This is a genomic window from Acinetobacter johnsonii CIP 64.6 (assembly GCF_000368045.1).
Taxonomy (GTDB): domain Bacteria; phylum Pseudomonadota; class Gammaproteobacteria; order Pseudomonadales; family Moraxellaceae; genus Acinetobacter; species Acinetobacter johnsonii.
The window spans coordinates 68,915-94,786 of the sequence record NZ_KB849230.1 but is presented as its reverse complement, the minus strand read 5'-3'; the positions used below and the strand labels follow the sequence as shown (position 1 = coordinate 94,786).

The 25,872-nt window shown below is 43.4% G+C and carries 20 protein-coding genes and 2 pseudogenes; 16 read left to right on the top strand and 6 right to left on the bottom strand.

Annotated features, from left to right (window positions below):
- Positions 1-603 (bottom strand): GTP cyclohydrolase II, encoded by a 603-nt coding sequence (gene ribA / locus F986_RS01555; RefSeq protein ID WP_004691377.1) that lies wholly within the window; start codon positions 601-603, stop codon positions 1-3.
- A gap of 305 nt (positions 604-908) precedes the next feature.
- Between ribA and dxs the strand changes: the two genes are divergently transcribed.
- The 8 genes from dxs (at position 909) to F986_RS01515 (ending at position 10,059) form a co-directional block, all read left to right on the top strand.
- Entirely contained in the window at positions 909-2,810 is a 1,902-nt protein-coding gene (gene dxs / locus F986_RS01550; RefSeq protein ID WP_004691375.1) for a 1-deoxy-D-xylulose-5-phosphate synthase, read from the top strand.
- 116 nt (positions 2,811-2,926) lie between these two features.
- Positions 2,927-3,757, top strand: coding sequence for an inositol monophosphatase family protein (locus F986_RS01545; protein WP_004691373.1), 831 nt, complete (start codon positions 2,927-2,929; stop codon positions 3,755-3,757).
- Positions 3,758-4,504: 747 nt separating this feature from the next.
- Positions 4,505-6,433: a DEAD/DEAH box helicase gene (locus F986_RS01540; protein WP_004691371.1), complete on the top strand. Its 1,929-nt coding sequence runs from the start codon at positions 4,505-4,507 to the stop codon at positions 6,431-6,433.
- A gap of 402 nt (positions 6,434-6,835) precedes the next feature.
- The gene (locus F986_RS01535) at positions 6,836-7,654 is read left to right on the top strand and encodes an ABC transporter ATP-binding protein (RefSeq protein ID WP_004691369.1); all 819 of its coding nucleotides are present in this window, start codon (positions 6,836-6,838) and stop codon (positions 7,652-7,654) included.
- Positions 7,651-8,430, top strand: coding sequence for a lipid asymmetry maintenance ABC transporter permease subunit MlaE (gene mlaE / locus F986_RS01530; protein ID WP_004691368.1), 780 nt, complete (start codon positions 7,651-7,653; stop codon positions 8,428-8,430). The genes F986_RS01535 and mlaE overlap by 4 nt, the downstream gene beginning before the upstream one ends.
- Positions 8,430-9,104, top strand: a complete 675-nt coding sequence (gene mlaD / locus F986_RS01525; RefSeq protein WP_004691366.1) for an outer membrane lipid asymmetry maintenance protein MlaD — start codon at positions 8,430-8,432, stop codon at positions 9,102-9,104. The genes mlaE and mlaD overlap by 1 nt, the downstream gene beginning before the upstream one ends.
- 20 nt (positions 9,105-9,124) lie before the next feature.
- Positions 9,125-9,760, top strand: coding sequence for an MlaC/ttg2D family ABC transporter substrate-binding protein (locus F986_RS01520; RefSeq protein ID WP_004691364.1), 636 nt, complete (start codon positions 9,125-9,127; stop codon positions 9,758-9,760).
- 11 nt (positions 9,761-9,771) lie between these two features.
- The gene (locus F986_RS01515; protein ID WP_004691363.1) at positions 9,772-10,059 is read left to right on the top strand and encodes an STAS domain-containing protein; all 288 of its coding nucleotides are present in this window, start codon (positions 9,772-9,774) and stop codon (positions 10,057-10,059) included.
- An 81-nt stretch (positions 10,060-10,140) separates the two neighbouring features.
- On the opposite strand, the gene F986_RS01510 is transcribed toward F986_RS01515, so the two are convergent.
- The gene (locus F986_RS01510) at positions 10,141-11,154 is read right to left on the bottom strand and encodes a CorA family divalent cation transporter (protein WP_004691361.1); all 1,014 of its coding nucleotides are present in this window, start codon (positions 11,152-11,154) and stop codon (positions 10,141-10,143) included.
- Positions 11,155-11,306: 152 nt separating this feature from the next.
- On the opposite strand from F986_RS01510, the gene F986_RS01505 reads away from it, so the two are divergent.
- Both F986_RS01505 and F986_RS01500 read left to right on the top strand, forming a co-directional pair.
- Positions 11,307-11,906 (top strand): LOG family protein, encoded by a 600-nt coding sequence (locus F986_RS01505; RefSeq protein WP_004691359.1) that lies wholly within the window; start codon positions 11,307-11,309, stop codon positions 11,904-11,906.
- Complete coding sequence (locus F986_RS01500; RefSeq protein ID WP_004691357.1) at positions 11,903-12,307, top strand: NUDIX hydrolase; 405 nt, start codon at positions 11,903-11,905, stop codon at positions 12,305-12,307. Before F986_RS01505 ends, F986_RS01500 begins: the two co-directional genes overlap by 4 nt.
- On the opposite strand, the gene F986_RS01495 is transcribed toward F986_RS01500, so the two are convergent.
- Together F986_RS01495 and recG are read right to left on the bottom strand one after the other, a co-directional pair.
- Complete coding sequence (locus F986_RS01495) at positions 12,308-12,955, bottom strand: ComF family protein (RefSeq protein ID WP_004691355.1); 648 nt, start codon at positions 12,953-12,955, stop codon at positions 12,308-12,310.
- The gene (recG, locus tag F986_RS01490) at positions 12,942-14,987 is read right to left on the bottom strand and encodes an ATP-dependent DNA helicase RecG (RefSeq protein WP_004691354.1); all 2,046 of its coding nucleotides are present in this window, start codon (positions 14,985-14,987) and stop codon (positions 12,942-12,944) included. Before recG ends, F986_RS01495 begins: the two co-directional genes overlap by 14 nt.
- A gap of 33 nt (positions 14,988-15,020) precedes the next feature.
- On the opposite strand from recG, the gene F986_RS01485 reads away from it, so the two are divergent.
- Positions 15,021-15,836 (top strand): NAD-dependent epimerase/dehydratase family protein, encoded by an 816-nt coding sequence (locus F986_RS01485; RefSeq protein ID WP_004691351.1) that lies wholly within the window; start codon positions 15,021-15,023, stop codon positions 15,834-15,836.
- A gap of 194 nt (positions 15,837-16,030) precedes the next feature.
- Here the strand turns inward: F986_RS01485 and F986_RS01480 are convergent.
- Positions 16,031-17,356 (bottom strand): annotated as a pseudogene (locus F986_RS01480) (ISNCY family transposase).
- Between the two features lie 119 nt (positions 17,357-17,475).
- Here F986_RS01480 and F986_RS01470 point away from each other — a divergent pair.
- The 3 genes and pseudogenes from F986_RS01470 to F986_RS01455 all read left to right on the top strand — a co-directional run bounded on the left by F986_RS01470 (position 17,476) and on the right by F986_RS01455 (position 20,549).
- Complete coding sequence (locus tag F986_RS01470; protein WP_004691350.1) at positions 17,476-17,937, top strand: hypothetical protein; 462 nt, start codon at positions 17,476-17,478, stop codon at positions 17,935-17,937.
- Positions 17,938-18,096: 159 nt separating this feature from the next.
- A pseudogene (locus F986_RS01460) lies at positions 18,097-19,422 on the top strand (ISNCY family transposase).
- A gap of 164 nt (positions 19,423-19,586) precedes the next feature.
- The gene (locus F986_RS01455) at positions 19,587-20,549 is read left to right on the top strand and encodes an IS30-like element IS18 family transposase (RefSeq protein WP_004691346.1); all 963 of its coding nucleotides are present in this window, start codon (positions 19,587-19,589) and stop codon (positions 20,547-20,549) included.
- 69 nt (positions 20,550-20,618) lie between these two features.
- Here F986_RS01455 and plsB read toward each other — a convergent pair whose 3' ends face one another.
- On the bottom strand, positions 20,619-23,192 hold the full coding sequence (gene plsB / locus F986_RS01450; protein WP_004691345.1) for a glycerol-3-phosphate 1-O-acyltransferase PlsB: 2,574 nt from the start codon (positions 23,190-23,192) through the stop codon (positions 20,619-20,621).
- A gap of 292 nt (positions 23,193-23,484) precedes the next feature.
- Between plsB and F986_RS01445 the strand changes: the two genes are divergently transcribed.
- Complete coding sequence (locus tag F986_RS01445; RefSeq protein WP_004691343.1) at positions 23,485-24,357, top strand: acyl-CoA thioesterase; 873 nt, start codon at positions 23,485-23,487, stop codon at positions 24,355-24,357.
- A gap of 230 nt (positions 24,358-24,587) precedes the next feature.
- A complete protein-coding gene (locus F986_RS01440) occupies positions 24,588-25,847 on the top strand; it encodes a dicarboxylate/amino acid:cation symporter (protein WP_004691342.1) in 1,260 nt (419 codons plus the stop codon).
- Positions 25,848-25,872 lie beyond the last annotated feature (25 nt).

Genomic DNA, 25,872 nt, shown 5'->3' with positions numbered 1-25,872 from the left:
TCAAAAATCATCTTTCTTGTACAAATGTGCCATGCGTTCATGTTTGGTTTTTAAATATTCTTCATTGAAAGGATTTAAACCGACCGTCAAAGGCACACGATCTACCACATTGATCCCTTGCTCTTGCAATGCTGCAATCTTCAATGGATTGTTGGTAATCAAACGGACTTGTTGAATATTTAAATGATCCAACATAATGCTGACCATGTCATAACGACGTGCATCGGCAGGGAGGTTGAGCATTAAGTTGGCATCGACCGTGTCATGCCCTTGATCTTGTAGCGCATAAGCACGAATTTTATTGGTCAGCCCAATGCCACGACCTTCTTGGCGCAAATACAGAATCACGCCTTGCCCAGCTTCATTAATCAGTTTTTGCGTGGCTTGCAATTGTGGGCCACAGTCACATTTCAAGGACGCAAAGGCATCGCCCGTGAGACATTCGGAATGAACACGGACTAAAACGGGTTCAATGATCGGCTGATCCAAACCTTTTGAGAGTGCAACATGTTCTTCACCGGTCTTAGGATCTTGAAATACGGTGATGTTAAATTCACCAAAAGCAGTCGGTAAACGGGATGTGGCAACAAATTCAATAGGCACAGCTAAACCTGTAAATAGTTCAGAAATTGGCTAAAGTATAGCGTAATGCATCGACATTGGTAGAATTGCATCCATGAATTTATGCAGAAGATTTTCTTTTTTGTATAAAGCGAACGATAATAGTTGATAAATAGTAAGATTATTCAGGATAATCACCTGCACTAAACGAACACCCAGTGAGAGCACTGCTCAAAACTGCATCGCTAGAAATATGGCTGATTGAAGGTGATAGCATTCGACGATATGATCGAATTACCCATTTGACCTAGCTAGATTTGCCAGGCTTTAGAAGGCTTTGCCATATTATGTTGTATACAGAAATACCAGCTCATCGCCCTGTAACACCGTTGTTGGATACGATTGATCATCCTCAACAACTTCGCTCGCTTGAGCAAAGTCAATTAGCACAAGTGGCAGACGAGCTACGTCAATTTATTCTGTATGCCGCAGGACAAAGTGGGGGGCACTTTGGTGCAAACCTCGGTGTAGTCGAACTCACCGTGGCATTACATTATTGCTTTAACACGCCGAATGACCGCTTAATTTGGGATGTCGGTCATCAAGCTTATCCGCATAAAGCATTAACGGGCCGCCGTGAACAGCTCACAACGATTCGTGCCAAAGATGGTTTAGCTGCCTTTCCTGCGCGTGATGAATCGGTATTTGATACCTTTGGGGTTGGACATTCCTCGACTGCGATTTCAGCAGGCCTAGGTATGGCGCTGGCACGTCGTTATCAAAACAATCCATGTGAAGTGGTCGCTATCATTGGCGATGGGGCGATGACAGCGGGTATGGCCTTTGAAGCTATGAACGATGCAGTCGCGCATGATGCGGACTTGATGGTGGTGCTGAATGACAATGATATGTCGATTTCATGCAGCACAGGTGGTTTTGCTAAGCATCTGGCTTCAATTTGGGAAAGTGGTCAGTCCATTAATATTTCGGCGGATGGCGAAGCTTATGTACAGCCACATCCTGAATGGATCTATAACTCGCGCTTACATAGCGCAGCGACAGATGCGGCCGACAACGTATTTAAAGCGATTGGTTTTGATTACTTTGGGCCTTTTGATGGGCACGATGTCGAGCAGTTGACACAAGTCTTTAGCGCATTAAAAAAACGTAAAGGGCCACGTTTAATTCATGTCTATACCAAAAAAGGCAAAGGCTTTGCACCTGCTGAAGCTGACCAAATCAAATATCACGCGATTACAAAAATAAATGCCAAGTCTGCTCCGCAAACGGCGCCCAAATATTCAGATGTCTTTGGTCAATGGTTATGTGATGAAGCCGCACAAGATGAGCGCTTACTGGCGATTACCCCTGCCATGTGCGAAGGCTCAGGTATGGTGGGTTTTGCCAAACAGTATCCACAACGCTTTTTTGATGTCGCGATTGCAGAACAGCATGCTGTAACTTTGGCGGCGGGTATGGCATGTGAAGGCTTAAAACCTGTGGTGGCCATTTACTCGACTTTCTTGCAACGTGGCTATGATCAATTGATTCATGATGTGGCCCTGCAAAATCTAGATGTTACCTTTGGTATCGACCGTGCAGGCTTAGTGGGTGAAGATGGCCCGACTCATGCTGGGGCCTATGACTATGCCTTTATGCGTACCGTACCGAATTTGGTGATTATGGCGCCAAAAGACGAAAATGAATGTCGTCAAATGTTGCATACCGCTTATTTATATAATGGTCCTGCTGCAGTGCGTTACCCGCGTGGCAATGGTTTGGGTGTTGAAATTCAACAACAGATGACCCCGATGGAAATTGGTCAGGCTGAAATTGTAGCGAGCTTTAATGATGCCCAAGACGACGTTATTAGCATTCTCGCTTTTGGTAGTCGTGTTCAGGCCGCAGTAGAGGCAGCACAGAAATTAGCTGAGCAAGATTTAGCGGTTCGTGTGGTGAATATGCGCTTTGTTAAACCGCTTGATGAAAAGATGATAGTGACTTTAGCACCATCAACGGCTTTATTTGTTACGGTTGAAGAACATGCGGTGATGGCGGGTGCGGGCAGTGCAGTCAATGAATATTTGGCACAGGCTCAAATCATGAAACCGATGTTAAATCTCGGTTTAGCGGATACATTCATGCATCAAGCGACTCATGCGCAAATGTTGCATCAGGCAGGACTAGATGCAGAAGGCATTGAAAGCTCAGTGCGCCAAGCCTGGTCGAAACTTGTACATATGGTTTAAGCGCCGTTTTTAAATTTTAGAAACATTTTTTCCCTAAAAGCCCCGATCTTTGATAAGATGCGCGGGCTTTTATGCATTATTCTTTATCAATATCTTCAAATTGTAGTGGGTGTTCAATGGAACCTATGGTGGTGATGGCTGCGCGTGCGGCTCAATTAGTCGGTCAAGAGCTTTTAAAAGCGCATCAAAATCGTCATAAGCTCGATCTACAAGTCGAAGAAAAAGGAATTGATGGTCCTGTAACGCGTGTAGACCGTTATTTGGAACAATTGGCTATCGATACCCTACGTAAAAGCTATAAAAATCACAGCTTCCTTGGTGAAGAGTTTGGTTTTCAAGAAGGTAAAGGTCACGACGCAGATTGGTGTTGGATCATCGACCCACTTGATGGCACTCTAAACTTCATTAACGGTGTTCCTCACTTCTGTATCTCTATTGCAGTTCAACATAAAGGCATTACTCAACACGGCGTAATTTACGACCCTGTGAAAGATGAGTTGTTCTCTGCAAGTCGTGGTCGTGGTGCTATGATGAACCAACGCCGTATTCGCGTAAACGTGAAAGACAGTCTTGAAAATACATTCATGTCTGTGGGTCATGCTTACCGTGCAAAACGTAATGGTGAAGTGATTTCTTATGCAAAAAATCATTTTGATTCATTGTTAAATGTGACTGAAGCTGGCGCGCAATACCGTCGTACAGGTTCAGCAGCATTAGATTTGGCGTATGTGGCAGCAGGTCGTTTTGACGCATACTTCGAACTCGGCTTAAAGCCTTGGGATATCGCAGCTGGTGAGTTGATCGTGAAAGAAGCGGGCGGCACAGTGGTTGATGCACGTGGTGGTAGCGAATCTATGGAAAATGGCCAAGTACTGGCATGTTCTATGAAAATGTTGAAACCTCTGATGAAAGCAGTTGTACCTGCTTGGGGTGAAGCTGCTAAGTAATAGTATGCAGATCGTGTTTAAGACATTGAAAAAGCCCTCTTATGAGGGCTTTTTCTTTGATGAGACATGAAAAAAGTAAAAGCTTTGTAGTGATTTATTTTATGGCTTTGACTTCTATTCAATTGTAAAACATAGGCTGTGCCAGATTCTGATCACCTCTTAATGAAGATCACTCTATCTCAGAAATAAAGTGGGTTAAAATTAGCCAGCATATAGACACCTATTTAAGCTTGCTGTGTGTAATGTTCATTACAGGTCAGATACCAGTCAAATCACGGCAACATTAGAGAGCTAGTACGATTAATTGTGTTTTATGGCTGATAGTTGAGGGATAGAACGTAGAATGCTATTCAATATTTTTCTAGATGGTCAAAAAAATTAAAGTGAAAACCTGCATTTATTCAATCTTTGAGGAAAATATTGTATCAATTTCACGAAAAGAGGTGACTTTTAAAAATATCCTGCTATACTCCGCCCACGCACTAAATTTCGTTCATTACCTGAACATTCTCTTCTATCATTGTGTATGCGCGTCCGGTCCAAAGAGAGGACATTATTTCGCGCCCCACCCAATCGCTTAAGCGATTCCTTCAGGTTGCGGCTGTAATCAAATGTGCGTTATACGCATCGTCGTTCTCGGATCGCCGCTGATTCTATATTTTCAGCGATTATTGCTGTGCCGCTTTTTGCCGATGTCCATCAGACCATATATTTAATGGAGCACCCATTTTTCGGGTGAAATACTCTATGAGCAAAACTTTTGCTGATTTTCCTTTACATGAATCGTTACAACAAGCTTTACAAAGCTTAGGTTTTACTTCTCCTACGCCTGTACAGGAACAATCGATTCCTGCAGCTTTAGAAGGTAAGGACCTTTTAGTATCTAGCCAAACAGGTTCAGGTAAAACTGCGGCGTTCTTACTTCCAACGTTAAACGCACTTGCAGCACAAGAGACTTTCGTTCCGTTCAAAGAACGTATGAAAGCAATTACACAACCGAATATCTTGGTTCTTTGCCCAACTCGTGAGTTGGCGCAGCAAGTAAGCCAAGACGCGATTGGTTTTGTCCGTCATATGAAAGGTGCACGTATTGCAGCGATCATGGGTGGTATGCCGTTTGGTAAGCAAATCCAACAGTTAAAAGGTGCACAAGTTGTTGTTGCGACTCCAGGTCGTTTACTTGACCTTGTAAACCGTCGTCAAATTAAATTAGACCAAGTTGATGCGCTTATTGTTGACGAAGCAGACCGTATGCTTGATCTAGGTTTCTCTGAAGACTTAGAAGCAATCAGCGATCTTGCTGCAAACCGTAAACAGACTTTAATGTTCTCTGCAACATTTGCTGGTCGTATCATTACACTTGCTGAACGCATGATGAATGATCCACAACGTATTGCAATCGAAACTGGTCACTCTACGAATACTGACATCACTCAGACTTTACACTGGACTGATGGCTTTGAGCACAAGAAAAAATTACTAACGCATTGGTTAAGTGCTGAAGACGTAGATCAAGCTGTTGTATTCGCTTCTACTCAAGAAGACACCGATATGTTGGCTGAAGAATTGGCTGAAGCAGGTTTATCAGTTGTAGCACTTCATGGTGCTATGCCACAAACTGTTCGTAACCGTCGTTTACGTAGCATCCGTGAAGGTCGTGCAAAAATCTTAGTTGCAACTGACGTTGCTGCACGTGGTCTTGACGTACCAACTATTTCACACGTAATCAACTTCGGTCTTCCAATGAAGAACGAAGACTATGTACACCGTATTGGTCGTACAGGTCGTGCGGGTCGTACTGGTAAAGCAATCACTTTAGCAACTTACCGTGAACGCGGTAAAATCCGTGCTTTAGAAGATTTCTTAGATGCACGTTTGAATGTATCTGAAATTGAAGGTCTTGAGCCATCTCCACCTCCTGCACGCGGTAGTCGTGATGGCGGCGGTCGTGGTCGTGATGGCGGTGGTCGTGGTCGTGATGGCGGCGGTCGTGGTCGTGGTGGTTTCGGTGGTCGTGATGGCGGCGGTCGTGCTCGTTTCGAAGGTGAGTCTAACTTTAAACGTCGTGAAGGTGGTGATGACCGTCCACGTCGTAGCTACGATGACAAACCTCGTGGTGATCGTCCAGCATTTGGTGGTGAAGATCGTCCACGTCGTGAGTTTAATAATGATCGTCCACGTCGTGAAGGCGGTTTCGGTGATCGTCCACAACGTTCTTTTGATGACCGTCCAAAACGTGATTTTGGTGATCGTCCAGCGCCACGTCGTGAAGGTGGTTTCGGTGATCGTCCACAACGTTCGTTTGATGACCGTCCAAAGCGTGAATTCAACTCTGATCGTCCACGTCGCGAAGGCGGTTTCAACGATAAGCCACGTTTTGACTCGAATGATGACAACCGCGGTAACCGTGTAGACTACAAACCACGTCGTGAAGGTTCTTTTGGTGACCGTCCAAAACGTGATTTTGGTGATCGTCCAGCGCCACGTCGTGAAGGTGGTTTTGGCGACCGTCCACAACGTTCTTTTAGTGATGACCGTCCAAAACGCACTTTCGGTGGTGAAGACCGTCCTAAGCGTACTTTTGGTGGCGAAGACCGTCCTAAGCGTGAATTTAATTCAGATCGTCCACGTACTGAAGGTGGTTTTGACCGCCCACGTCGTAAGTTTAACGACTAATTCTGAATGAATAAAAAAACCAGTGGAAACACTGGTTTTTTTTTGTCTACGGCTGTAAAAAAATAAATTAAAATGTATACTGAGTCATATTTTAATTGTATTGATAATAATGATGCACAATAATGAGGTTGAATCAATCGTCACACTCTCTGACGTGAAAGAGGTCAATATGGCACATTATCTCGGACTCTTTTTGCTGATTTGCAACATTCTTTTCTTTGTCTATAGTCGTTATGGATGAAGCAATTCATCTTATGTAGCTTGTTTTCGCCGTTCAAATAAATATAAATACAACCAACTGAAATCAATTCGTGCACAAAATTAGACACGGAATACGCTAACATATCTTTTTTTAATCCTTTATAGTATGCATGCTGAAAAAATGCAGGAAAACGCACAGCTATGAATAATCAAGCGCCTCTGACTGCTCAAGCCCTCATTGAGGTCAAAGATCTGAGCTTTAAGCGAGGGGAACGTGTCATTTATGATCAGGTCAATTTAAAAATTCGACAGGGTCAAATTACGGGCATTATGGGACCATCGGGTACAGGTAAAACCACTTTACTGCGTTTAATTGGCGGTCAATTGACCCCTGACCAAGGTGAAGTGCTTTTTGATGGGCAAAATATTGCGAAAATGTCACGCAAAGAGTTATTCGCTGCGCGTGCGCGTATGGGCATGCTTTTTCAAAGTGGCGCATTGTTTACCGATATGTCGGTGTATGAAAATGTGGCCTTTCCGATAAGAGCACATACCAAGCTGCCTGAGCATTTACTGTCAGAAATTATATCTTTAAAACTAGAATCTGTCGGCTTACGTGGCGCAGAACAGATGATGCCTTCTGAGCTCTCAGGTGGGATGAACCGTCGTGTTGCTTTGGCACGTGCAATTGCACTGGATCCTGAGCTGATCATGTACGATGAGCCATTTGCAGGACAAGATCCAATTGTGAAGGGTGTACTTACACGTCTGATTCGATCATTGCGAGAAGCTCTTGATTTAACAACAATTATTGTCTCGCATGATGTGGCTGAAACCTTATCGATCGCAGACTATATCTATGTTGTTGCTGAAGGTAAGGTGCAAGGTGAAGGCACGCCTGAACAGTTACAGGCGAATGCCTCTCCGTTTGTTAAACAGTTTTTAACAGGTGCAGTTGAAGGGCCTGTCGATTATCAATTTAGCCATAAGGCATATCTAAATACTGAGGTGCAAGCATGAATGCGATAGCACTCTTAGGTCGACGCGTGATTGAACGGGTTCGCGGCATTGGTGTTGCCAGCCTGATGTTATTACAAATTTTATTTTCGATGCCCACTGCTTTAGGTGTTCGGTTATTTGTTTACCAAATGTACCGTGTTGGGGTGTTATCACTGCTTATTATTGTGGTGTCAGGGCTATTTATTGGTGCTGTCCTCGGGTTGCAGATGTATAGCATCTTGGTGACCTTTGGTAGTGAAGCGATGCTGGGTACAGCAGTTGCTTTGACCTTACTACGTGAGTTAGCACCTGTGGTTGCAGCATTGCTGTTTGCAGGTCGTGCGGGTTCTGCATTAACGGCTGAGATTGGCTTAATGAAAGCTACAGAGCAGTTGTCCAGTATGGAAATGATCGGGGTTGATCCACTTAAACGTGTAATTTCACCGCGACTTTGGGCCGGTATTTTTAGTTTGCCGATGTTGTCTGTCATCTTCGCTGCGGTGGGGATTATGGGCGGTAAAATGGTGGGTGTGGACTTCTTGGGTGCAGATGAAGGCTCTTACTGGAGTGGCATTCAAAGTAGCGTAGAGTTCTATAAAGATGTCCTGAATGGCACCATCATTAAAAGTTTTGTTTTTGCTTTAATTTGTACATGGATTGCGGTGTATCAAGGCTATGCCTGTGAACCGACATCTGAAGGTATTGCGACATCAACCACACGCACTGTGGTGTATTCATCGCTCTGTGTTTTAGGTTTTGATTTTGTGTTGACTGCGGTCATGTTTGGAGGTGTTTAATGAAATCACGTGCAAGTGAGCTGGCAGTCGGCATATTTGTCATTTTATTCGGTATCGCTTTGTTCTTTATTGCGATGCGAGTGAGTGGTTTGGTGGGATCAAATCTCAGTGATCGCTATGAAATGAGTGCAACCTTCGATAATGTAAATGGTTTAAAACCACGTGCGAAAGTGACGATGAGTGGGGTGAAAATTGGTCAAGTTGATCAAATTAGCTTAGACCCTGTGACACGTTTAGCGACGGTTTCTTTTTCTTTAGATGGTAAATTAACGACCTTTAATGCAGCACAACTCAAAGAAGTTGAAAAGAATGCACTTGAAGAGCTTCGTTACAGTAGCGACTATACCGCTGCGGATGCTGCGCAACAAAAAGAAATGGAAAAGCAACTTATTGCGAACATGAAGTCCATCACCAGCATTGATGAAGATGCTTATATTATGGTGGCAACCAATGGTCTGCTAGGGGAGAAGTACTTGAAAATTGTTCCAGGGGGTGGTTTGAACTACGTGAAACGTGGTGAAAGCATTGGCAATACCCAAGGCACAATGGACCTAGAAGACTTAATTACTAAATTTATTACGGGCGGTGCAGGTAAATCGAAAGATGCTTCAGCAACAACTGAGCAACCTGAAACTGCTGAAACAGCAGATGCCAACGTGTCATTTGTTGAATGATTTGAAGAGGACCAATTGTAGTGAATACTTTATTGAAACAAACACTGACAGCTAGCATTTTAACTACAATGTTTGCGGGTACTGCTTTTGCAGCACCAAGTGAAGCACCACCTGCTTTTGTTAAAAAAGTGGCAGATGGTTTGATTGCGCGTTTAAAAGCGGATCATGCCAAACTCCAAAACAACCCAGCTGCGGTGAAAACGATTGTTCGTCAAAACTTAGACCCATATGTGGATTCACAAGCGTTTTCTCGTATTGTGATGGGGACTTATGCAACCAATCAGTACAGTACAGCTGCACAACGCGCGAAGTTTGAAAATAATTTCCGTGAAACACTGATTGAAAACTACGGTACTGCATTTGCGAAGTTCAGCAATCAGACATATACCATCCGTCCGTATAAAGAAACCAATAGCAAAAACCCTGTGGTGACGATCGACTTTAATAACAAAGGCGAAAAAATCCCAGTGTCTTTCCAGTTGGCGGATAAAGGCAACCAATGGAAAATCCGTAATATCAATGTGTCGGGTATTGACCTTGGTTTACAGTTCCGTAATCAGTTCGCGGCAACAGTTAAACGTAATGGCGGCGACCTAGATAAAGCGATTGCAAACTTCCAACCTGATGCAGAAGCTGCGGTTGAAAAGAAAAAATAAGTAGGTGAAAGGTGATTAACTTTAGCAATCAGGAAATGCAGCTTTCAGGTCAGATTACATATGACAATGCTGAAAGCTACTATCAACAAGGTCTAAAGGTGATTCAGTCACAGTCTTATCCTGTGGTGGTGAATCTGGCCCAGCTTGAGCATGGTAGTACACTAGCACTGGCAGTATTGGTGCGTTGGTTGCGTCAAACACCCGATGCACATAGTTTACATTTTAAAGCTGTACCTGAAAAAATGATGAAAGTGATTCAAGCCTGTCATTTACAGGATGACTTAAAGTTAATCCCTTAAATAAAAAAAGCACTCTAAGGTGCTTTTTTTATTTATTGCGTTTCTTAAATCTATGAGGAAAAGCAATGTTTTAACGTGTACTCAAATCCATTTCTTCCAGCGGAAGTAAATGAGCGGACCAATCAAGAAGGCCATTAAGATCAGGCTCACCACAATAAAACTGGTGCCGCCTTTGGCAAAAGGCAACACATCGGTGTTCATGCCGTAAATACTGGCAATCAGCATTGGTGGAGCGAGCATACTGGGTAAGATAGAGAAGCGACGAATAGTGTCATTCTGTTCGGTGTTAATGAAGCCTGAGGTGGTATCCAGTAAGAATCGCACTTTTTGGAACAAGAAGGCATCGTGCTCAACCAGTGAGCGAACGTCTTCACTGAGCTCTCGAATGTCTGCATCATAAATATGACTGCCTAAAGCACGTGGGCGTGATAGAAAGGTCAGTACACGGCGTAAGTCAATCAAACACAACTGTGCTTTTCCAAGCATATCTTCCAAGTGTGCCAGACGGGTAATCATGTCATCTAAGTCGAGAATCATCTCGCGGTGACGGTTATTCAGTACTTCTGTGGAATACTTTTCCAAGTCCTTGTGGATATCTTCTAAGATATCCGCAAGCTCGTCCAGCTTGGCCTCGAGTAAACCGAGTAAGATCCACGTTGGATCTTTATAGTCGATTTCGTAGTCATTGCGGCGCGCACGCGCACGAAAGGCACGGAACGCCACCAATTTTTCCCCACGAAGGGTAAAGAGCCGTTCTTTATGCAAAATGAAAGCGACAGTTTGTACCGTGGCAAGGGCACCGCTGCTTTCTTCAGGCTCACCATCGACTTGATAGTTTTTATTTTTCGTTAAAAAATACGTACTGATATGCAAAATACCGTCGTCATCACGGTAGAATCGAGCTGAAGATGAAATGTCTTCGAGTGATTTTAGCGTAGGTAAATTTTGTTCATATGCATCTAAAATCCACTGTTGTTCTTCTTGGGAGGGAGCAATGAGGTCAAGCCAGACCAAATCGGGCTGAAGATCGAAATCGCCATTAATGGTGATGTCTTCTAAGCTACCGCGCTCTGTGGCGTAAAAGGCTTCAAGCATGCCGTCTTTCTCCTTTGCGCAGTAATGGTTGAAGTGGATGGGTGTATTTTAGACAAGGATTGCAATAAAAACACTGATCGAATGGTTAAATTGCTAAAAAATATCCATTCATTTTAGTGAAGTTGCATGACAATTAAATATCAGAGTAAAAAATGACAAATTCAATTGCGATCTTTTGTGGTTCCGCATTAGGTTCAGATCAAATCTTTTCCGAAACAGCACGTCAGGTTGGACACGCCATTGCAGAACAAGGCAAAACCTTGGTCTATGGTGGTGGTCGTTCGGGCTTAATGGGTATTGTGGCAGACAGTGCATTAGAGGCAGGCGGTCAAGTGATTGGCGTGATTCCACACGTGCTGGTGGATCGTGAGCTGGCGCATCAAGGTCTGACCGAGTTACATGTCGTTAAAGACATGCAAGAGCGTAAACTGAAAATGTCAGCCTTGTCGGATGGATTTATTGCAATGCCTGGCGGCGCAGGGACTTTAGAAGAAATTTTTGAACAATGGACGTGGGCTCAGCTCGGCATTCACCTCAAGCCGAATGCCTTTTTAAATGTAAATGGCTTTTATGATGATTTACTTAAATTCCTAAAGATGACCACCGACAAAGGCTTTACCCATGCACGCTTTACCGACAGCCTGATTGTATCGGATTCAGTGAAAGCAATTTTAAAGCAGATGGATCAGTTCCAAGCACCTGAACCGAAGTGGGGCATGGTTGATCCTGAGTTGTTGGATGTCAAAGCATGAAGGTGATTACTGTCGCTGCGGCTATTATTGTGAATGAACAGCAGCAGCTTTTGTTGGTGCGTAAGCAGAACACCGCATGTTTTATGCAAGTGGGTGGTAAGCTTGAGCCCAATGAAGCACCTGAGCAAACCATGCTGCGTGAGATTCGGGAGGAAATTGGAAGTGATGCGACGATTGAACAGTTTGTTGGTCGTTTTGAAACTGCCACTGCCAATGAACCTGATTTTAAATTGGTGAGCTATGTTTACCATGTTCAGCTTCAGCAAGCGCCACAAATTGCGGCTGAAATTGCAGAAATGAAATGGGTCAGTTTGAATGACCAGCAGGCTGCACTTGCACCGCTAACCACTGAGGTGGTCATGCCATGGGTACGTGAACATTTGCTGATTGACGTAGTCTAATTATTCAAGTGCATAGGCAATACACGCGGCGCTGACTTTATGACAACCCAATTGTTCAAGTTGTAAAGTCAGTGCCTGAATGGAGCTGCCTGTGGTCACGACATCATCCAAAATCAAAACACGTCGGTAGAGTTTTACGTACTGACGTTGCTGTGGATCGATTTTAAACTGTTGATGAATTTGATCTAAGCGTTCCAGTCGACTGAGTCCTTTTTGTGAATGTTGATGCAGTCGTATCACAGGTTGCCAAATGGGCACATTTAGCTGCTTGGCTAAGTCTTTGGCGAGGATCATTGATTGGTTATAGCCACGTTCGGCTAAACGCTGGCTCGAAATCGGCATTGGAACAATTGCTTGCACTTTAGGGAAGCGAATTTGCTGAAGAATGCCTGACAGTAGAGGCTGCCAATGCAGTTGTTGTTCATATTTGAACTGCTGAATAAGATGATCTAAAGGATATTGATAATGTCCCGCCACATGAATACTCAGCTCTTGTTTTTCAATGGTCTGTGGATGCAGTGGGAGTTGTTGCCAGCAATCCAAACAGACCGAATGTAGATCTGCGCGTACAATGCCACACAACTGACAGGGCTGTGCTCTGTGTAGCAACTGTTTGGCAGTATGTAGCAGATGACTAAACATATGCATAGCGTGGTGCTTCAGGCAGCCAGCGTTTCAGTAAGGCTTCAGCATTTTGTGGATAGTCTTTTAAAATCTGAGCTGCGACATAATGTGCCTGATTGAGCAAATGATCATCGCGTTCTAGTTTCGCCACACGAAAGCCCATATCACCCGTTTGTTTGGTACCGAGCAATTCACCAGGGCCACGAATTTCCAAATCTTTTTCGGCAATTAAAAAGCCATCATTGGTTTCCCGCATGACGCGTAAGCGTTCTTGTCCATTTTGAGACAGCGGGCTTTTATATAACAGAGCGCAAAAGCTAGCCTTGGCACCTCGACCAACACGGCCACGTAATTGGTGTAATTGAGAGAGTCCTAAACGTTCCGCATTTTCAATCACCATGATCGAGGCATTCGGTACATCGACTCCCACTTCAATCACTGTGGTCGCAATCAAGAGTTGTAATTCATTGGCTTTAAACTGTTGCATCACTGCTTGTTTTTCGTCGGCTTTCATTTTGCCATGTACGAGGCCAATATTGAGTTCGGGGAAACGTTCTTTAATTTCTAAATAGGTCGCTTCAGCAGCTTGAGCATCTAAGGTTTCAGACTCTTCAACTAAGGTGCAGACCCAGTAGGCTTGTTTGCCTTCGAGGCAGTTGCTGGCAATACGCTGTAGGACTTCTTCACGACGGTCAAGTTGAATGGTCACGGTTTGAATCGGCGTTCGTCCGGGTGGAAGTTCATCAATCACGGACGTGTCTAAGTCTCCATAGGCAGACATGGCTAAAGTTCGTGGAATCGGCGTTGCGGTCATGACCAATTGATGTGGGGTCATATTCTGCGCGCCTTTATTGCGTAGGGCTAAGCGCTGATCGACCCCGAAGCGGTGCTGCTCATCAATAATTACTAATCCAAGTTTGGCAAAGCGGACATTGTCTTGAAACAGGGCGTGTGTACCCACCACCAGATGCGCTGTGCCATCGACAATTGCTTGTTCGGCTGTGGCACGTGCTTTGCCTTTTTGTTTACCTGAAAGCCAAGATACACTGAGTCCCAAAGGTTCAAACCATTTTTTAAAATTGAGATAATGTTGTTCCGCCAAAATTTCAGTCGGTGCCATTAACGCCACTTGCCAACCTTCCTCTAAGGCATGGCAGGCTGCGACTCCAGCGACCAAGGTTTTGCCTGCACCGACATCGCCTTGAACCAAACGTAACATCGGTTTATTAAGTTTTAAGTCTTGTACAATTTCTTTGGAGACGCGCTTTTGTGCATTGGTCATTTCAAAAGGCAAGCTGCTGAGCAGTTGTTTGGCAAACTGACGACTGGCAGAAATACGTGGTGCTTCAATTTGTTGGATATAGGCGCGACGGCTTAATAGACTGACCTGATGCGCAACCAACTCTTCAAAAATCAAACGTTGCTGGGCAGGGTGTGAGCCTTGGCTCAGTTGCAGCATATTGGCATCTACAGGAGGATGATGGATGTAATCCAACGCCTGTTTAAGTGCATAGCCATTGGTAAATTTTGCGGGCAGCAGTTCAGGTAAATCATCACTGTGCTTGGCTAAAGCCTGTTTGATGTATTCACGAAACTTAGGTTGCGTCAGACCTTCTGTGCTGGGGTAAATCGCAGTCAGTTGGGTTTGTGGAAGTGGCGTATGTTCTGTAATGAGTTGAATTTCGGGGTGATACATTTCCAGACCACGCGCACCCACACGGACTTCACCAAAAATACGCAGACGGTTGCCAACCTTTGCGCGATCCGTTAAGCCTTTATAGATATGGTAAAAGCGTAAAGTCACTTTGCCAAAGTCGTCTTGCAGTCCAATCGCCATCGATTTACGTTTACCCGGCGGAAAGTCTACACCTTGAATCGTGCCTTCGAGTAAATAGCTACGCCCCACAGTCAATTGGTTCATGGGGATGATCGTGCTACGATCTTCATAGTCTCGTGGCAGATGAAACAGCAGATCATCTGTAGTGAAGAGATTCAACTTTTCAAGTAGTGCAGCAGAGGCAGCTCCGACCCCCTGCAACTGATGGACTGCAGCCATGTCCCCTCAACTTTGTCTGTGATTTGGTGCTAAATGCATATTTTATTTATAGGTTATGGTAAAACATCTCAGCGTGTTGCTAAACAGTTATTTCAGCAAGGCCACCAAATTACCACAATTAGCCGAAGTCCGAAATCAGATGATTGGGCTGAGCATTTGATTCAAGATATTCATCAGTTGGATTTGTCTCAAGTCGCACCGATTGATGCCGTATATATCTTACTCTCGCCTGAGGGCACTACGGTGGAGGCGTATCAGCGAACTTTTGTAGACTCGATTGCACCCATGCTACAAGCCTTAGAAAGTCATCCTTTAAAAAAAGTGATCGTGGTTTCTTCCACACGTGTTTATGGTGAAAGTGCAGGTGAGCGCGTTGATGATGACACGTGTCCCCAGCCGAGCGATGTGCAAGGGCAGGTGCTATTGAATATGGAAACTTTGTGGCAACAGGCTTATCCATCTGAATGTGTGGTTGTGCGTCCAACAGGAATTTATGGAACCTCAGTTAGTCGTATGATTAAACTTGCAGAAACTACAAAGTCTTATCCAAAACTGCATTGGTCGAACCGAATTCATATTGATGATTTGGTTGCTTTTCTAGCACACTTGCTTCACGTGGAACATACTGAAAAGTCTTACATTTGCAGCAATAGCCAACCATTGCCTTTACATGAAATTATTCAATGGTTTCAACAGCAGTTAGGATTTCCAGCTTTGGTTTTGGAAAGCAATATGCCATCAGGCAAGCAAATTTATGCTACGCGGATGCAGCAGATGAATTTTGAATTACAGCATCCGCATTGCTTTGATGATTATTTGGCGTTGTTAGCAGAGCGTGAGTCAAAATAATTTTTTATTTTTACTCATAAAAAATGTGAAACGTAGCTGAAAAAATGGCTATGGAACGTGAATAATCATAAAAAAGCCGTTCCAGTGCGCTTAATCCTAGAACGGCTTTGATTAAAATATTGATGCTTATAGGAAAATTTTAAGATGTTATTCCAAAGTAGAAATGTCCTACCTTAAAACCAAATAGAAATGTCCTATATGGACATTTCCAAGTCAAGCACAGGATTTAGATTTCGTTGTTCAATCGCTGTTTTCTGTGCACGTCTGCTTGGCATCTTTTGAGAACGATTACGTTTGTTTTGCTGTTCCAGTTCTTCATGCTGTTGTTGGATATGATTCAGAACAGCACTCAACCGTTTATTCTCAACAATCTCTCGCTGATTCAGCTGACTTAATTTATCGAAGAGGCTGTAATTGATCTTTCGGCTATTATGCATGATGGCTACAGTACCATCCGGGTATTCCAGGAACTCAAGATACTTACCGATCAACCTCTGATTTTCTTCGGTGTTTTCCAAGAGATATACGCATTTATCATAAGTAATCGTCAGGCTATTCGTGACTCTGCGGGGTTCACGCCAGGTAAAAATATCATCTAATTGCTCGGCTGTTTCAGTGACAGAGCGGTGTAAGTTCTTAGGATTAAAGGCCATCTTTGCAAACTTGAGATTGAACTGCTCAATAAAGCAGGGCAACCACTTATTCGCATCTGCAATCGAACTGATACCTTCCAGACGCATCTCCTTAATCAGACGATCCTGAAGTGTCCTGTTGGCCCGTTCCACACGTCCTTTGGCCTGCGGTGAATTGGCGAAGATGATATCGATATTCAGGGTGCTGAGTACACGTCCAAACTGGGTAATCTTGGTGTCTTTCTTGCTGCTTTGATTCACTCTAAAGACTGAATGTTTGTCGCTGTAAAACGCTAAAGGCTTACCGTGCTGTTCGACATATAAACGTGTTGAAATCATATAGTCAAAAGTTGATTCTGACTCACAGAAGCGTAAATGCTGTAATTTGCCTGTGGCATCATCAATGAACACCAGTAGGCAGCATTTAGCAGCGCGTCCTTCAAACCAGTCATGGTGTGAGCCATCAATTTGGATCAGCTCACCAAAGCAATCCCGGTTGTAACGAGGCTGATACGGGCGCTTCAGGCGCTTGGATCGAGGAATCCATAAGTCAGCTGCAATCATCCAGGAACGCAGGGTTTCTACTGAAAGATCGAATCCATGCACGGTGGTGAGCTTTTCATGCGCTAAAGTGGGTCCGAAACCATGGAGTTGGTCAGAAATAATATTGAGGCATTTGAGTCTGAGTTCTTCAGGAAGTTTGGAATTGCTGATTTGGCCACGACCGGCATGGGCTAATGCAACTGGACCTTGGGCTTTGTATTTCTGCAGTAAGCGTCTGATCTGACGTTCTGAAATATGAAGTAGCTGAGCAGCCTAGGATTGAGTTATGCGTTGATCGCAGATTTCCTGCAAGACCGACAATCGTTTAAGTTCTTTATCCGACATAGACACCAACATATCAAACCGTCCGCTAAGGAAATCGCAAAAGTGCATATTCTAAAAGCGGACATTTTTACTTTGGAGAAACCGGACATTTCTATTTTGGAGTTACAGGATTGTTTTTAATGCAATATGGCCTTGCTCTGCGTAGTTTTGATCAACATGATGATGCTTACATAAAGCTTCAACATGCATCAATAGCATATCCTGATTCACCACATATTGAACATGCATTGGCTGTACAATTACTGATCCTATGTTTTAAAAATCCAGAAGATATCGCTTTAGCTTATTTAGAAAAAGCACTAAATATATTACGAAATTTACGTTACATTCCAAATAATAAATTTTTTAGTGATGAAGTGGATATGTACCCTATAGTTACACTTAGTGAAGGGCATATTTGTGTTTTACATCACTTAAATAGGATCGATGAAGCTAAAATACTGGCAAAAACATACTATGAAACTATTAACAGAATGGATGTTGCAACCTCTTCAAAAAGGCTATTAAAAACTAAAGAGAAGTTATTAAGATATTATGTAAATGGAACTAGTTTCTCCTTTTTGAAGGATGAAATAGTTTAATAAATCTAAAATTAACATAATACACCTTATACGAAATTCTTAAAATTTTCCTTGTAACTCCAAAATAGAAATGTCCGGTTTCTCCAAAGTAAAAATGTCCGCTTTTAGAATATGCACTTTTGCGATTTCCTTAGCGGACGGTTTGATATGTTGGTGTCTATGTCGGATAAAGAACTTAAACGATTGTCGGTCTTGCAGGAAATCTGCGATCAACGCATAACTCAATCCTAGGCTGCTCAGCTACTTCATATTTCAGAACGTCAGATCAGACGCTTACTGCAGAAATACAAAGCCCAAGGTCCAGTTGCATTAGCCCATGCCGGTCGTGGCCAAATCAGCAATTCCAAACTTCCTGAAGAACTCAGACTCAAATGCCTCAATATTATTTCTGACCAACTCCATGGTTTCGGACCCACTTTAGCGCATGAAAAGCTCACCACCGTGCATGGATTCGATCTTTCAGTAGAAACCCTGCGTTCCTGGATGATTGCAGCTGACTTATGGATTCCTCGATCCAAGCGCCTGAAGCGCCCGTATCAGCCTCGTTACAACCGGGATTGCTTTGGTGAGCTGATCCAAATTGATGGCTCACACCATGACTGGTTTGAAGGACGCGCTGCTAAATGCTGCCTACTGGTGTTCATTGATGATGCCACAGGCAAATTACAGCATTTACGCTTCTGTGAGTCAGAATCAACTTTTGACTATATGATTTCAACACGTTTATATGTCGAACAGCACGGTAAGCCTTTAGCGTTTTACAGCGACAAACATTCAGTCTTTAGAGTGAATCAAAGCAGCAAGAAAGACACCAAGATTACCCAGTTTGGACGTGTACTCAGCACCCTGAATATCGATATCATCTTCGCCAATTCACCGCAGGCCAAAGGACGTGTGGAACGGGCCAACAGGACACTTCAGGATCGTCTGATTAAGGAGATGCGTCTGGAAGGTATCAGTTCGATTGCAGATGCGAATAAGTGGTTGCCCTGCTTTATTGAGCAGTTCAATCTCAAGTTTGCAAAGATGGCCTTTAATCCTAAGAACTTACACCGCTCTGTCACTGAAACAGCCGAGCAATTAGATGATATTTTTACCTGGCGTGAACCCCGCAGAGTCACGAATAGCCTGACGATTACTTATGATAAATGCGTATATCTCTTGGAAAACACCGAAGAAAATCAGAGGTTGATCGGTAAGTATCTTGAGTTCCTGGAATACCCGGATGGTACTGTAGCCATCATGCATAATAGCCGAAAGATCAATTACAGCCTCTTCGATAAATTAAGTCAGCTGAATCAGCGAGAGATTGTTGAGAATAAACGGTTGAGTGCTGTTCTGAATCATATCCAACAACAGCATGAAGAACTGGAACAGCAAAACAAACGTAATCGTTCTCAAAAGATGCCAAGCAGACGTGCACAGAAAACAGCGATTGAACAACGAAATCTAAATCCTGTGCTTGACTTGGAAATGTCCATATAGGACATTTCTATTTGGTTTTAAGGTAGGACATTTCTACTTTGGAATAACAATATTTTAATTCGCAGATTCAAATCCCAAGTGCAACACATTTGTAGTTAGTTGAAAAAGTTAGGTGTATTCATAGAATCATTAGACTTTTTCAACTCGTAATTGGAAAGCACACAATGAAGAAATACACCCAACTTTCTCAAGATGAAAGATACGAAATTTATGCTACTTTGAAAAGTAAAAGTTCAATCGCTACCCTTGCTCGGGAATTAGGACGTTCACGATCAACCATCTACCGTGAATTAAAAAGAAATACTGGGCAACGTGGATATAGAGCTCAACAGGCAGCTAAATTTGCAAGTCAAAGACGGTACCGTCCTTCATCATCAATGACAGCATTTGCCTTCGCTTATATTGATTATTTGATTGGTTTGGACTGGTCACCCGAACAAATTTCAGGTGCTTTAACACAACGCGGTTGGCTGGATGTACCTTCACATGAGTGGATTTACCAGTACATTTATCAAGATAAATCAAAAGGCGGTAAACTTCATCTACATTTAAGGCATCAGAAGAAATATCGAAAACGCGGTTACAAAAACACGGATCGTAGGGGTCAAATCATTGATAAAACAAGTATTCACTGCCGACACCAGGTCATTGATCAACGACAACGTTTAGGAGATTTCGAAGGTGACACGGTGATTGGTAAACATCATAAAGGTGCTTTATTGACTCTCGTTGATCGAAAGAGCCTGTATGTACATATTGTTCATTTAGGGCCAACAAGAGCATCCTCTCAAACGATTACTTGTGCATTAGATCGTTTACAAATGAGCCATGCTTATAGTGTGACATTTGATAATGGCAAAGAATTTTCCGAACACAAAAGAATTACTGATGCTGGCATAGAGACGTATTTTGCTGATCCTTACAAGTCTATTCAGCGAGCTAGAAATGAAAATACGAATGGTTTAATCCGTCAATATCTGCCAAAATCATCATCGTTTGATGGCGTGTCAAACGAACAAATAGAGCAGATAGAATTTGCACTCAACCATCGTCCTAGAAAAACACTAGGTTGGTATACACCGAGTGAAGTTATGGCTGGTTTTTATACTGTTGCACTTGCCGCTTGAATCCGCCATTTTTTTCATTTACAGCATAGGCACCTACCTTTTGTAGATACCTATGCTTTTAAAAAGAAATTATTTCTTCTTACGTTTCAAACGCTTCTTCGCTTGTTCAGCAGCGACTTTGTCTAGCGTGTCTTTCAGTTCTTCATCGCTGAAAGTGGTGATGTGTTGCAACATTTGTAGCGTGACATCATCCAACACCAAGTTGGCATATTGCGCAACGTTTTGAAAGTTCTCATCAAACACAATCGCGTTGTCCGAGTTGGTGCTGATATAACCCTGTTGCGTGAGCACTTTAATAAAGCTTTGGAACAGGGCTTTATCAAAGAATTCAGGCGAATTGAACTCATATAGGACAGATAGACGCTGACCGACCAAATGACTAAGCTCTTCCACCTGACGTGCTGAAATGTTCCCAGAACCACGTTGTGTAATCAGCGCAAGCGTCATGTAGTAACGCTCAAGACTCTGCATGACTGGCGCAGCCAATACCACCAATTGGTTATGATCTTCGCTGTTTGGAGCAGGGGAAATCAAGTGGCCTTCGGCATCTTCAGAAATCAGTTTAGCTTGAATCAAACCATCTACATAGGCACAGATTTGATCTTTGAGTTCAGCATCTTCCCATTTTAAAAACAATTCTGCTTTTAAGAATGGATATAGCGTGCGAATTACATTGATTAAATCACCACGGCCAATGGTTCCATTGTGTTCAACCAAAGCGGCAACGAGTGATGGCAAGACAAAAGCATGCAAAATATTATTACGGAAGTAGGTCAGCAGTACTGCTTGATTGTCCGCAATCGCAATAATGTCACCGAGTACGTGATTGACACGCTTGATCAGTTTCAGCTTTAAACCATAAGCAATGATTTCTTTACCCGATAATGGCGTGACCAAGAGGCGCTCATCATAAGGAAGTGTCGTCAACAACTTACGATAGGTATCGAGCTGTTTGATACAAATTTCTTCATCCAGCGTATGCTTCTCAGTGGCCAACAGAACCAAAGACAAGAGTGAAACAGGATTCACCACAGCTGCACGGTTAATATTTTCTAAAATTGCATGTGCTGAACTGTTGACTGCATCAGAGACTTCTTGCGGAATGGGATCATCATTTTTAGCAATTTGCACATTCTCAGCGCCATGCTTTTTCAGCATGTCATCGAGGAAAACAGGCTCGCCAAAGTTGAGATGGACTTTTCCGAAAATACGTTCAATTTTGCGTAAGGTTTGCAGAATCCCAAAGACAGACTCGGCTTCTTTGGGTTTACCATTCATCTCACCGACGTAGGTTGCACCTTCCATCAAGCGTTCATAGCCAATATAAGTCGGAACAAAGACAATCGGTTTGGCACGACCACGCAAGTGACTGTGCACGGTCATGGCTAACATACCTGTCTTCGGTGGTAGCAGACGACCTGTACGTGAACGACCACCTTCGATGAAGTATTCTAAAGGCGTGTTACGCGACAAAATGCTGTATAGATATTCTTTAAAGACCGAAGTGTAGAGCGCGTTACCGCGGAAAGTACGGCGAATAAAAAATGCACCGCCGCCACGTAAAATTTGCCCAACAAATGGCATATTTAAGTTATCACCCGCAGCAATATAAGGCACCATCAAACCACGGTTATAAACTACATAAGACAGCAGTAAATAGTCGATATGGCTGCGGTGACATGGGGTATACACAATTTCATAATCTTTTGCCAACTCACGAACCGTATTGAAGTTATGGACTTCAACCCCGTCATAGAGCTGGGTCCATAAACGTGCCAGCGCCATTTCCGCAAAACGGATGGTTGAATGCGAGTAGTCCGATACGATTTCATTGACATAACCAATAGCACGACGTTCTGCGTCCAACATGCTAATTTTGCCGCGGATACTTTCGCGACGAATTGCATCTTGTACATCATTGGCTTTAATCAATGAATGCATCACGTTGCGACGGTCCGAAAGATCGGGACCGAGTACCGCTTCACGGTGTGCATCAAGCTGATTATTTAAGGTGTTTAGAATGTAGGTCGCAGGCGATAAATTCGGATAGGTGGTTTTTGCAAAGTCGACCAAAGCACGTAAAGACTGACTTTCATGAAATTCTAAAAATGACTGACGACCATGCAAACCAATATTCATCAGCTGCTTCACCGTACTTGGTGTCGCCCAAGTGTCAGTAAATAGCAATTTAAACCAAGAGTCTTCTTTGTCTGGTGAACGTCCCCACAGTACCGTCACAGGTACCAGCTCCACGTCTAAATCGGGTTGTTGCTCTAACGCTTCAACTAGACGTAACAGGCGCGGTGGAAAGGTGTGTGGTGAAGGGTTAAGTAAATTATTTTCATCGTTATGCTGTAAAAACACGATCGATGCTTTTTCTTGATGTGTCCCCACGACCAAAGGATCGAGTGCGGGAGCAAGCTTTAAACGACGTGTTTCACCATCCACTAACAGCGCATTACTGCGTGAGTGATTTTGAAGCACATAACAGACAATTTTTTTGGGATGGCCTGAAGCTGCTGGGTCAGCATCTGTTGCTGTCGGTTCTGTTGGAACCTCACCCAATACATGTGGGGTTACTATTAGGTCAAGAAGCTTACTTGAAAGCTTTCTATACATTTGACCAAAGCCACTTTTGGACATATACACTCCTGCTTAAATGACCAATCCCGCAGTTTGTCTGAAGGGGTATTTATTTTGCGTAATTGTAAACATAAACCGTATGTCATTTCCTGACAAATTTGTTTTATATGGTGAATTTTATCGTTAAAAATCGTATTTTTAGTCGGAAATAACGAAAAAAACTTATGACAACTCAGTCAAGTAATCTATAGGGTTTTAGTCTGAATTTATGGCAAAATAGAATTTATACTCTATATATGATACCTGTCACTTTACATAAATATTGGGTATCTCACCATTAAGTAGGTTGTTTATGAATGCTTTAACCCAAGAGTTGGTTGAATTACTGAGCCTCGAAAAAATTGAGGAAAATATCTTTCGTGGACAAAGCCGTAATTTGGTTGGGAAGCGTGTTTTTGGCGGGCAAGTCTTGGGTCAGGCCCTGCGTGCGGCATCATATACGACGGATCGTCCAGCTCATTCTTTACATGCATACTTTTTATTTGGTGGCGATGTGAACGCGCCGATTATCTATGAAGTTGATCGGATTCGTGATGGTCGTAGTTTTGTCAGTCGCCAAGTGCGCGCTATTCAGCATGGTAAAACCATCTTTATGTGCATGGTGTCTTTTGCTGATAATGAAGAAGGGCTGAATTACCAAATCGGTGAGCCTGAGTATCCAACACCCGAGTCGTTAAAGTCTGAGGCTGAACTGAAAAAAATGATGGTGGAATTTGTGCCTGAAAATGTACGTGCAAGTTTCATGCGCGATCGTCATGTGGAAATTCGTCCGATCAATCCACAGAACCCGTACCAACCGCAGCCTGAAGCACCTGTGTATGCGCACTATATTCGCACGCATGACCGTATAGCAGCAGAGGTGGATGAGATTTCATTGCATCAAGCAATTGCAGCATTCTATTCAGATTTCACTTTAATGACCACGGCACTGCGCCCACATGGTTTAAGTTATCTTTCGCCAAGTTTGCAGTGTGCGAGTATCGATCATGCCATGTATTTCCATAAACCCTTTCGCGTGGATGACTGGATGTTGTATGACATGGATGCTACAGTCAGTGCCAGTTCACGTGGTTTAAACTTTGGACGAATGTGGCAAAACGGTGAGTTGGTGTGCAGTACTACGCAAGAAGGTTTGATTCGGCTCCGTGAAATCGAAGCCCAATAAAGCCTAAGTACAGAAAAAGCTGAGTGATATGACTCAGCTTTTTTTATGACTGATTTTATGACTGAAAGGTGGTCAGAGCTGAGCTAGGAGTTGAGCTTCAATTGTAATGACTTCATCTTTTTGGGAGAGGTATATGGGGAAATGTGTAGTACTTGTGACAAAAAAATGCTCGATTCTAGCCCGTTCACATGGCATAGTTTCCCAAAGAAATCTTTGAAAAGCATGAAGCTATGAGCTTAAACACGCAAATTCTAATTGCAGCGATCTTCGGGGTCATCTTCGGATTTATTCTCAATCTTTTCCCTGAGACTGCTTTTTTAGAGATGAGTTTGTATGGAATCGGGGTGGTCAGTAGTATTTTTATCGGTCTATTAAAAATGCTCCTGATTCCTCTCATTTTTAGCTCAATTGTGGTGGGGGTATCCAACTTACAAGCGGGCGGACAACTCTCCCGTGTTTGGAAAATTACGGTGGCATGTTGTGTCACCACCACGACTTTGGCCTTGATATTAGGTTTAAGCTGCGCGCATTTATTTGAAGTCGGCAAAGGTGTCGATATCGCCATGTTCCAAGATGCCATGGCCGCTCATCAAACTCCAGATACGCTCACTCCATCTTCGTTCTTCACCAACTTTATTCAAAATACGCTGATTAACCCCTTCAAAGCTTTTGCCGAAGGCAATGTTTTAGCGGTGGTGGTTTTTGCGTTGTTCATAGGTGTAGCACTGGTTAAAGGCGGCGAAAAATTCCGTACGGTGCGTAAGCTGAGTCAACAGTTCTTTGACATTATGATGTTGATGATTGGTTGGGTGATGAAGCTTGCACCACTAGGAATTTTTGCCTTACTTGCTAAGTTGATTGCCACTGAAGACATTTCGGTATTGAGCCGTTTGGCTGAGTTTGCGGCTGTGGTAACGGGTACTACCATTTTTCATGGTCTGGTGGTTTTACCGCTATTGCTGTGGATTTTTGGCAAGATGAATCCGATGACCTTTTTTAAAGGCACGCGTGTGGCGTTAATTACCGCTTTTGCCACCAGTTCAAGCTCGGCGACCATGCCTTTATCCCTCAAGTGTGCGCAAGAGAATCTTGGTGTACGTCCGCAAACGGCGGGCTTTGTGATTCCTTTAGGGACGCAGCTCAATATGGATGGTACTGCGCTGTATGAGGCGGCGGCAGCTTTGTTTATTGCCAACTTGATGGGGCTAGATTTGACCTTGAGTCAACAGTTGGTGGTGTGTCTGACGGCAATGATTGCTTCTTTAGGTGCTCCAGGGATTCCGAGTGCAGGCATGGTCACCATGATTATGGTATTGCAGTCTGTCGGACTTCCTGCTGAAGCAATTGCGATTTTATTGCCGATTGATCGCTTGCTGGATACCGTACGTACCGTGGTAAATGTGCAAGGGGACATGATGATTAGTGTGGTGGTGGATCGACATACCCAAGATCTAGATGTACCTTTGCCCAATTTATCGAATCCGTCTTAAGTTTTGCTCTAAATTAAAAAAAGCA